Source organism: Mycobacterium sp. UM_11, from assembly GCF_001414075.1.
Lineage (GTDB): Bacteria > Actinomycetota > Actinomycetes > Mycobacteriales > Mycobacteriaceae > Mycobacterium.
Genome location: NZ_LATC01000136.1, coordinates 1 through 9771, shown reverse-complemented (window position 1 = coordinate 9771; position 9771 = coordinate 1). Strand labels below are relative to the sequence as shown.

6 protein-coding genes and 2 pseudogenes are annotated in these 9771 nt (G+C 71.2%); 3 read left to right on the top strand and 5 right to left on the bottom strand.

Annotated features, from left to right (window positions below; translation table 11 throughout):
- Positions 1-20: 20 nt before the first annotated feature.
- Positions 21-1511: pseudogene (locus WU80_RS22640) on the top strand (HAD-IC family P-type ATPase); the annotation flags it as partial.
- A 3-nt stretch (positions 1512-1514) separates the two neighbouring features.
- Here the strand turns inward: WU80_RS22640 and WU80_RS22635 are convergent.
- Positions 1515-1727: a hypothetical protein gene (locus WU80_RS22635; protein ID WP_055405172.1), complete on the bottom strand. Its 213-nt coding sequence runs from the start codon at positions 1725-1727 to the stop codon at positions 1515-1517.
- Positions 1728-1809: 82 nt separating this feature from the next.
- Positions 1810-2160, bottom strand: coding sequence for a DUF732 domain-containing protein (locus WU80_RS22630; protein ID WP_055405173.1), 351 nt, complete (start codon positions 2158-2160; stop codon positions 1810-1812).
- A 160-nt stretch (positions 2161-2320) separates the two neighbouring features.
- Between WU80_RS22630 and WU80_RS22625 the strand changes: the two genes are divergently transcribed.
- Positions 2321-3238 (top strand): PHB depolymerase family esterase, encoded by a 918-nt coding sequence (locus WU80_RS22625; RefSeq protein WP_055405184.1) that lies wholly within the window; start codon positions 2321-2323, stop codon positions 3236-3238.
- Positions 3239-3269: 31 nt separating this feature from the next.
- Here the strand turns inward: WU80_RS22625 and nei2 are convergent, their stop codons facing one another.
- From nei2 to WU80_RS22610, 3 genes are read right to left on the bottom strand one after another with little or no spacing between them, the layout of a single operon-like run.
- Positions 3270-4025, bottom strand: a complete 756-nt coding sequence (gene nei2, locus WU80_RS22620) for an endonuclease VIII Nei2 (RefSeq protein WP_055405174.1) — start codon at positions 4023-4025, stop codon at positions 3270-3272.
- A gap of 13 nt (positions 4026-4038) precedes the next feature.
- Positions 4039-8595, bottom strand: coding sequence for an ATP-dependent helicase (locus tag WU80_RS22615; protein ID WP_055405175.1), 4557 nt, complete (start codon positions 8593-8595; stop codon positions 4039-4041).
- A gap of 33 nt (positions 8596-8628) precedes the next feature.
- On the bottom strand, positions 8629-9300 hold the full coding sequence (locus tag WU80_RS22610) for a TetR/AcrR family transcriptional regulator (protein WP_055405176.1): 672 nt from the start codon (positions 9298-9300) through the stop codon (positions 8629-8631).
- A 285-nt stretch (positions 9301-9585) separates the two neighbouring features.
- Here WU80_RS22610 and WU80_RS22600 point away from each other — a divergent pair.
- Positions 9586-9771 (top strand): annotated as a pseudogene (locus tag WU80_RS22600) (hypothetical protein); the annotation flags it as partial.

Here is a 9771-nt window from a genome sequence, read left to right as displayed (position 1 = left end):
GATGTGTATAAGAGACAGGCGCCAATCCGCTCGACGCCGCGCTGTGGGAGTCCCCACAGGCGCATCAACTCATCGGCGAGGCCGCGCAGCGGGTGGCGGTGCTGCCGTTCGACCACGAACGCCGGGCGACCTCGGCACTGATCGACGACGGTGGAAATCGGGTGCTGGTGGTCAAAGGGGCGCCCGAGCAGGTGCTGGCCCAGTGCCACGCCGTCCCGCCGGAGGCGGAGGAAACGCTCGCGGCGTTGTTCGCCGCGGGGCGCCGGGTGGTGGCCGTGGCCGTCAAGCCCGCACCGGCGGTGACGACGCTGACCCGGGCGGAAGAATGCGAGTTGTCGCTCGCGGGATTTCTGGTCTTCGCCGACGAGCCCAAAGCCGCCGCGCGCCAATCGCTTTCCGAGCTTGCCGACCTGGGCATCGAGCTCAAGATCGCCACCGGGGACAATCCGCGGGTGGCCGAAAAGGTTTGCGCCGACCTGGGTTTGGCGTCCAAGGGCACCGTCACCGGCGCCGAGCTCGATCCGTTGGACGACGACGCATTCGCCGGCGTCGCGCAGCGCAACACGATCTTCGCGCGCATCTCGCCCGAGCAGAAGGCGCGGCTGATCACCGCGCTGCGCCGCAAGGGGCGATCGGTCGGCTTCCTCGGCGACGGTGTCAACGACGCGCTGGCCCTGCACGCCGCCGACGTGGGGATCTCGGTGGACAGCGCCACCGACGTGGCCAAGGACGCGGCCGACGTGGTGTTGCTGGAAAAGGATTTGGGCGTGCTGGCCACCGGGGTGGCCGAGGGGCGGCGCATTTTCGCCAACACCATCAAGTACGTGCTGATGGGCACGTCGAGCAATTTCGGGAACATGTTCAGCGCGGCCGCGGCCTCGGCGCTGCTGCCGTTTCTGCCGATGCTGCCCAGCCAGATCCTGCTGAACAACCTGCTTTACGACACCTCGCAGCTGGCCATCCCCACCGACCGGGTGGACGCGGCGCAGCTGCAGGCGCCCTCGCATTGGAACGTCGCGTTCATCCGCCGGTTCATGCTGATCTTCGGGCCGATCAGTTCGCTGTTCGACTTTCTCACGTTCGGGTTGATGCTGGGCGTGCTGCACGCCGGCGCGGTCGAGTTCCGCACCGGCTGGTTCGTGGAATCGCTTGCGACGCAGACGCTTATCATCTTCGCGATCCGCACGCGCATGGTGCCGTTCTTCCGCAGCCGGCCCAGCGCGTTGCTGGCCGTCACCACGGTCAGCGTGGTCGCGATCGGCGCCCTGATCACCATTTCGCCGCTGGCGCACACCCTGGGATTCACGCCGCTGCCGTGGCAGTTCTTTGCCGTGCTGGGCGGCTTCGTGATGGTGTACCTGGTCTTGGTCGAGCTCGCCAAGCTGATGTTCTACGCCGAGCCGATGAACCATGTCGGGCAGCCGCATCGCACGCGCGGGCACGCGTTTCGCGTCCGGCGACGGGCCGCGCGCTACCACTACATCGAGCGGCGGATGCGGCGGCGGGGCTGAACTCTAGTGCTCGATGTCGATGATCGGCACGTCCGAAAGGCCTTGCTGGATTCCCCGGTCGACCTTGTCGATCAAGGTCGTGCTGCCCGCCGGAGCGGTTTCTTGACAGCTGCAGCTGAGGGTGTTGAAGGGGCTTGGGTCGGCGGTTGCGGTTGCTGCCGACCAACCGGCAGCGCCGAGCGCGAGTGCAACGCCGACCAAAAGTTTGGGAATCATTTGGCCTTCGAGTTCTCAGGATTATGTCCAGGTCGATTTTATTCGCGCACTTGTCACGAGCCTGTCAACTGCCTGTTAACTTTCAGGCCTGCGCCCCGTACTTCGGGCAGTACGCCCGGATGCTCACGCCCACGAAATAGCCGGCGTGATAGCCGTCGAGATGGCTGTTGCTCATGACGTCGTTCGCCACCTGTTGCGGCGGTTGGCCGGAGTCGAGCTCCTGGCACACCAGATGCCCCGACCGGATCGCGGTCTCGGGTGATTCGTAGTTGATGCCCTTGGCGGTCAGCGCGGCGAGGAAGGCGTCATCGGTGGCCGTGGCGTGCGCGGACGCGGTCAATCCCAGCACGCTCAGCAGCCCGGCCGCCGGGACGACGCCGCCAGCCACCAGCAGCCGCAACCGGCTGGGGTTGCGTACCTGGGTGCTCGTCATTTCTGATACTCCCGTGACATCGAAGTGCCGTTGCTCGCTGACAGCGGGGGCTGCCCGAATATTTTCATGTTGCGGGGCCGCGCGGTGCAGGATCAATCATATTGCGGCCATCGCCACACTCGGATCGGCTTTCGCGCCGGCGCCGTCGGTGTAGGTGAAGATGCCGTACGTGCGCTGGTCGTTGCTGGCCCTGCTGGCGGTATGCCTCGTCGGCTGCGGCGTGCGGCATGTGTCGGCGGCCGCCGCCCGGGACGCATCCGGGACTTTCCGTTCCGGCGGCATGGACCGAACCTACCTGCTGCACGTGCCGGCGGGGACGCCGGTCGGCCTGGTGCTGAGCCTGCACGGTGGCGGCGGGACGGGGAACGGGCAGCGGGGTCTGACCGACTTCGACACCGTCGCCGACGCCCACAACCTGCTGGTGGTCTACCCCGACGGCTACGACAAGAGCTGGGCCGACGGGCGCGGGGCGTCGCCGGCGGATCGCCGGCACATCGACGACGTCGGATTTCTGGTGGGGCTGGTCGGCAAGCTGCGGGACGACTACGGCATCCCCCCGGGGCACGTTTTCGTCACCGGGATGTCGAACGGGGGCTTCATGTCCAACCGGTTGGCATGTGACCGCGCCGACGTGTTCGCCGCCGTCGCTCCGGTGGCGGGCACCCTGGGGGTGGGGGTGGCGTGCAATCCGTCACGGCCGGTGTCGGTGTGGGCGGCGCACGGCACCGCCGACCCGCTGGTGCCGTTCAAAGGCGGGGTCGTGCGCGGCCGCGGCGGGGTCAGCCACTCCATCTCCGCCGACAGCATGGTGAACAAGTGGCGTTCGGCCGATGGGTGCCAAGGGGATCCGTCGGTCCAGGTGCTGCCCAACGTGGGCGACGGGACCGTGGTGCGCCGCTTCGACTCCACCGGGTGCGCGGCGTCCACCGAGGTGGTCTTCTACCAGATCGACAGCGGCGGGCATACGTGGCCGGGCGGCCGGCAGTACCTGCCGAAGGCGATCATCGGACCCACCACCCGGGCGCTCGACGGGTCGGAAGCGATCGCGCAGTTCTTCCTGGCGCACGCCCGGGACTAGCGCTGGGCGTGCGCTGGTAGCCGGGCGCCCGTCAGCGCTGGCAGGACGGGCACCAATACGTGACCCGCTCACCCGAGCCGTCGTAGGCGATGGGGGTGCCGCAGCGACGGCAACTCTGGCCGGCCCGCCCGTAGACCCACAGCTGCCGGCCGGCCCGGGTGTCGCCGGTGGTGCAGCGGTTCCAGCGGAACCGGTTCAGCCACAACATTTCCCGGGCGCGGGATACCAGACGATGCGGGTCGGCCACGGCGCTCACCGGCGCGGTGGGCAGGTGTCCGCTGACGAAACACAGTTCGTTGCAATACACGTTGCCGATCCCCGCCAGCACCCGCTGGTCGAGCAGCGCCTGGGCGAGCGGCCGGTCCGGCTGCGCCGCCAGGTTGGCGGCGGCGAGCGCGGCGTCCCAATCCTCGCCGAGTAGGTCGGGCCCCAGGTGCGCGACGGCGTCGCCGTCGTGGTCGCGTTCGAGGATCTCCAGCACGCCCAAATCCACGCCGACCGCCCGGACGGGGCCGGCCTCCAGGACGATTCGCGCCCGGTGGTCGACGCGCACCGGCCGCTCGCTTACCCGCCAGCTGCCGTCCATCTTCAGGTGCGAGTGGATGCTGGCCCGGCCCACCCGGATGAACAGGTGCTTCCCCCGGCTGAGCACCTCGTCGACGGCCTGCCCGGTGAGGTCGACGGTGGCGTACCGCGGGACGCGGACGTCGCAGCGCGTGAGGGTGCGGCCAACCAGGTGCTGGCGCAGGACGGCCGCGGTGTGCCAGACGGTGTCGCCTTCGGGCATGGCTGCCGCGGCCTTACCGGAGCCGGAGCCCGCGCGGTGTGCGGGCGAACCCGGCGTCGACGAGCCCGCCCAGCGCCTCGGACCCGGGTCCGCCGGGTTGCAGCGCTGGCGCGCCGTCGATGCGCTCGACCAAAATCGATGCCACGCGCCGCGAGGCGACCAGGTCGGCCAGCGCCGCGGCCGCCGCGCGGTGCGCCGCGGGGTCGTCGGTGAAAGTGAGCAGGGTCCGGCCGCCGCGCTCGAGGAACCAGGCCAGGTGACCGTCGACCAGCACCACGAGGGCGCCGGCCTTGCGGCCCGGCCGCGCGCCCTCCGCGCCCGAGCCGGGCCACGGCAGCGCGGCGCCGTAGGGGTTGGCCGGGTCGGCGGCGGCCAGCACGACCGCCCGGTATTCCGGGCGCTCCGGGTCGATGCCCTCGCTGAAGGTGCGCAGCCGGTCGACGGTCGACGCGACGGCGAACTGGGCGCCGCCCAACGACTCGACGAAATAGCCGCGCTGGCACCGGCCGGCTTCCTCGAACGTGCTCAGCACCTTGTAGAGCGTGGCGAACCCGCCGGTGACCCCCTCGGCCGCCACCGCGCCGCGGGTCAGCACGCCGTGCCGGCCCAACAGCAGCTCCGCCTGGTAGTGGGCGCGCATGGTGGAATCGGGCTCGGGCACCGGCAGGGCCGACCATCGGCCCGCCACCGTCGGGTCGGACGGGCGGGACTGCGCGTGCGCGACGCTGTACCGGCTCAGCCGCGGCGGCCGGTGCGACCGGTGCGCCGGGGCCGAGCGCTTGCGGCTCCCGGCGCCGCCGAGCACCGCGCGCACCGGCGCGAACGTGTCACCGGTGACCCAGCCGGCCCAGATCAGCTCCCACAGCGCGGCTTTGAGCTCGGCGTCGGGGATCCCGTCCTGGGCCAGCTGGCGGAAGAAGTACGCGCCGCCGCCGGCCAGGGTGTCCAGGATCGCGCGGTGGGCGCCGGTGAAGTCGATCTCGGCCGGCGCCGCCAGGGTCAACGGCGCGGACTCGCCGACGTGCAGCGCCAGCCAGCCGTCGCCGGCCGAGATCGACCCAGCGCCCGACCAGGTCACCTCCCCGGCGGCGAGCAGCTCGTCGAGCATTGCGGGGGCGTAGTCGCGGACCCGGGGACCCAGCACCAGCGGTTCGATCGCCGAGGCGGGCATTCGGACACCGGCCAGCTGGTCGATCACCGACATCAGCCCGTCCAGGCCCGAATGCCCGGTGGGCATCCGGTGCCAGGCCGGCAGGAACCGCCCGTACGCGGCGGTGCTCACCGGCTCGACCTGTGCGCGCAGCGCGGCCAGCGAGCGCCGGCGCAGCACCCGCAACACCTCGGCGTCGCACCACTGCTCGCCGCCGGCCCCCTCGGGGTGATCCGCGGCGACGAAGTCGCCGCGCACCAGCCGGCCGTCGGCGGCCAGCCGGCCCAGCACGTCGGCAGTGACCCGCAACCCCAGCCCGAAGCGGGCCGCGGCCTCGGCGGTGCTGAACGGGGTGTGGGTGCGCGCGTAGCGGCCCAGCAGCTCGCCCAGCGGGTCGGCCACCGCCCCGGTGAAGGCGGCCGGCACGCCCAGCGGCACCGGCACCCCGACCCCGTCGCGCAGCCGGCCGATGTCCTCGATGGCCACCCACCAGCCGCGGCCGGCGAACGCCACGGGCAGGGCCCGCCGGGCCGCGAGCAGGCCTTCGAGCCAGCCGCCGACCTCGGCACCGCCGGCCCGGGCGGCGACCTCGTCCTCGGTCAACGGACCCAGCAGCCGCAACAGGTCCGCGACGCCCTCGGCGTCGCGCGCCGCCCGGTCCTCCGATAGGTGCTGCAGCTGGCGGCCGGTCGCGGCGATGACGTCCGCGTCGAGCAGCTCGCGCAGCTCGACGCGGCCGAGCAGCTCGGCCAGCAGCGTGCTGTCCAGCGACAGCGCGGCGGCCCGCCGCTCGGCCAGCGGGGTGTCGCCCTCGTACATGAACGCGCCGACGTAACCGAACAGCAGCGACGACGCGAAGGGCGACGGCCGCGCCGTCTCGGCTTCGAGCACCCGCACCTTGCGCTGCGCGATCCCGGCCATCAGCGAAGTCAGGGCGGGGACGTCGTACACATCTTGCAGGCATTCGCGGATGGTCTCCAGCACGACCGGGAAGTCGGGGTACTTGCGGGCCACGTCCAGCAACTGGGCCGCCCGCTGGCGCTGGTGCCACAGCGGCGACCGCTTACCCGGGTGGCGGCGGGGCAGCAGCAGCGCCCGGGCCGCGCACTCCCGGAACCGGGAGGCGAACAGCGCCGAGCCGCCCACCTCGGCGGTGACGATGGGATCGATCTCGTCGGCGTCGAAGACGAACAGTTCGGCGCCCGGCGGGGCCTCGCCGGTGTCGGACAGGACGTCCGGCAGCCGCACCACGATGCCGTCGTCGGAGGCGGTCGGCTTCTCGTCGAGCCCGTAGCGTTCCCGCAGCCGCCGCCCCACCGCCAGCGCCAGCGGCCCGTTCACCCGCAGCCCGTACGGGGAGTGCAGGATGACCCGCCAGTCGCCCAGTTCGTCGCGGAACCGCTCGACCAGCAGGGTGGTGTCGGTGGGGACCACCCCGGCGGCGGTGCGCTGCTCGTCCAGCAGCGCCCACATGTTGTCGGTCGCGTAGGCGTCGAAGCCCAGGCCCGCGCAGCGGGCGTCGAAGGCGTCGCGGTCGAGCCCGGCCAGCTCCCCGGTGAACGCGCCCAGCGCGGCGCCCAGCTCTGCCGGCCGGCCGGCGTCGTCGCCGCGCCAGAACGGCAGCCGGGCCGGCTGGCCGGGCGCGGGGATCACCAACACCCGGTCGTGGGTGATCTCGGTGATCCGCCAGCTGGTGGCGCCCAGCGAGATCACGTCGCCGGGCCGCGACTCGTAGACCATCTCCTCGTCCAGTTCGCCCACGCGCGACGGCTTCTCCGCCTCGGTGGCGAGGTAGACCGTGAACATGCCGCGGTCGGGGATGGCGCCGCCGGAGGTGACGGCCAGCCGCTGCGCGCCGGGCCGCGCGGTCAGCGTGCCGGTGTCGCGGTCGTAGACCAGGCGGGGACGCAGCTCGGCGAACTCGGTGGACGGATACTTGCCCGCCAGCAGGTCCAGGGTGGCCTCGTACACGCTGCGCGGCAGGGTCGCGAAGGGCGCGCTGCGGCGGACGGTGTCGAACCACCGGTCAGCGTCCAGGGGCTCCAGCGCGGCGGCCGCCACCGTCTGCTGCGCCAGGATGTCCAGCGGGTTGGCGGGCACCCGCATGGTTTCGATCTCGCCGGCGAGCATCCGTTGCACGGTCACCGCGCAGCCGATCAGGTCGGTGCGGTGCTTGGGGAACAGCACCCCCTGGGACACCTCCCCGACCTGATGGCCGGCCCGCCCGATGCGTTGCAGGCCGCTGGCCACCGAGGGCGGCGCCTCCACCTGGATCACCAGGTCGACGGCGCCCATGTCGATGCCCAGCTCCAGGCTCGACGTCGCCACCACCGCCTTGAGCAGCCCCCGCTTGAGGTCCTCTTCGACCAGCGCCCGCTGCTCCTTGCTGACCGAGCCGTGGTGGGCGCGCGCCAGTATCGGCTCGGCGCCGTAGGTCTGGCCGCTGCCCATGATGTGCGCGGGTGCCCCGCCCGCCACCTTCGGGTTGGTCTCGCCGGACAGATCCACGCCGCACCGTTCGGCGTGTATCTCGTTGAGCCGCGCGGTGAGCCGCTCGGCCAGCCGCCGCGAGTTGGCGAACACGATGGTCGAGTTGTGCGCCTCGATCAGGTCGACCAGGCGCGCCTCGACGTCGGGCCAGATGCTGTTGTTGGCCAGGTTGGCCATGTCGGGCACCGGCACCTGCACCGTCAGCTCGACGGTCTTGGCCGCGCGGGGCGCCACGATGGTGGTCGGGCTTGCTCCCGACAGAAACCGGGCGAGCTCCTCGGGCGGCCGCACCGTCGCCGACAACCCGATGCGCTGCGCGGGCGGCGCGTCCCGCAGCTCGTGGGACAGATCCTGCAGCCGCTCCAGCGACAGGGCCAGGTGCGCACCGCGCTTGCCGGCGGCGATGGCGTGGATCTCGTCGACGATCACCGTCTGCACGCCGGCCAGGGTTTCGCGCGCGGCCGAGGTGAGCATCAGGAACAGCGACTCCGGCGTGGTGATCAGCACGTCGGGGGGCCGCGCGATGAGCTGGCGGCGTTCGGCGGGCGGGGTGTCGCCGGAGCGGACGCCCACGCTGATGTCGGGCGGCGGGAGGCCGTGGCGTTCGGCGATGCGGGTGAGGCCCGCCAGCGGGGTGCGCAGGTTGCGTTCGACGTCGACCGCCAGCGCCTTGAGCGGGGACACGTACAGCACGCGGGTGCCGGGCGGCTTCTCGGCCGGGCCGGCGGGATCGGAGGCGAGCTTGTCTAGCGCCCACAGGAACGCGGCGAGCGTCTTGCCGGATCCGGTCGGCGCGATCACCAGCGTGTTGTCGCCGTCGGCGATGGCGTGCCATGCTTCGGCCTGCGCGGTGGTGGGCCCGGCGAACGTGCTGGTGAACCATTCGCGCGTGGTCGCGCTGAAACGGCTCAACGGCTCACGGGTGGTCACCCAACCATGGTGCCAAGGCGCACCGACAAAAGGTCAGCGCGGCTGGATCCGGGCCGTCGCCATCGCGTGCGACAGTTCCTCGGGTATCTCCGGCACCCGGGCGATGGCGTCGAACAGCGAGTGCGCGCACGCGTCGGCGAGGCGTTCGGCGTTGATCGTCGGATCGATGATGCGCTGGCGGCAAAGTTCGAAGGTGAACGCCAGCCAGCCGTGACAGATCACCCGCAGGTCGCGCTCCACGTCGGCCTCCAGCTTGGCCCCCGAGATGTTGGCCACCAGGTCGTGGATGCGGCTCATGATGTGCTCGAGCTGGCGGTTCTTGGCTTCGTCGTCGACGCCCAGCAGAACCGGGTCCGACCGGCCCAGCCCGACGTACGCCGCCCAGGCGGCCTCGGGGTTCTGCTCGTGGTAGGCCATGTAGGCCATGACGCCGGTCCGCACCTCTTCGTACATCGTCAGGCCGGTGGCGTCGTCCATATTGGTGGTCTCGTACAGCCGATCGGCCTCGTCCTTGACCACCGCGGCGAAGAAGGCCCGCTTGTCGGGGAAGTAGTGATACATCAGCGCCCGCGACACTCCGGCGCGCTCGGCGATCTCGTCGATCCGCACCTCGTCGTAGGGTCGCTTTCCGAAGACTTCCGCCCCCAACGCGAGCAGCTCAGCGCGTCGATCCTCGGGGGACAAGCGCCTTCGGGCTGTCGGCATGTCAGAGATAGTACTCATCGGTGCTGAGACACCAACCACATTGTGTCTTTCCGGCCTCCGAGCCCCGGGCCAGCGATGATTCGTCGGAGTAATTGACGGTGACGTCGACGCGCCGGGCCGGTTTTGCCGGGTTTGCCGACGGGTATTTGAACCCATGCGCTTTCCGCTTGGTGCCAGCGCGGTTGCCCGGCCGGTCGCCGGACAATTCGTCATTGCGCGGTAACTATTGCGACGTAGCAAACGATGAACAATGCGTTGGCCACATGGGGGATATGAGGGGCACGAATGCACAAGGCGGATGAGCGGTCCGGTGGTGACCGCTTGGGACAGGAAGACGGCGAGGTGCGCGCCGCCATCCGGTTCGCTGTCGTGGCCGCCGCTGCGGCGGTGGTCTTTCTGGTCATGGCCGCGCTGTGGGTGAGCACCTGCCCGAGCAATGGCGTCGACACCGTCGCCTGCGGCGCGCCGCAG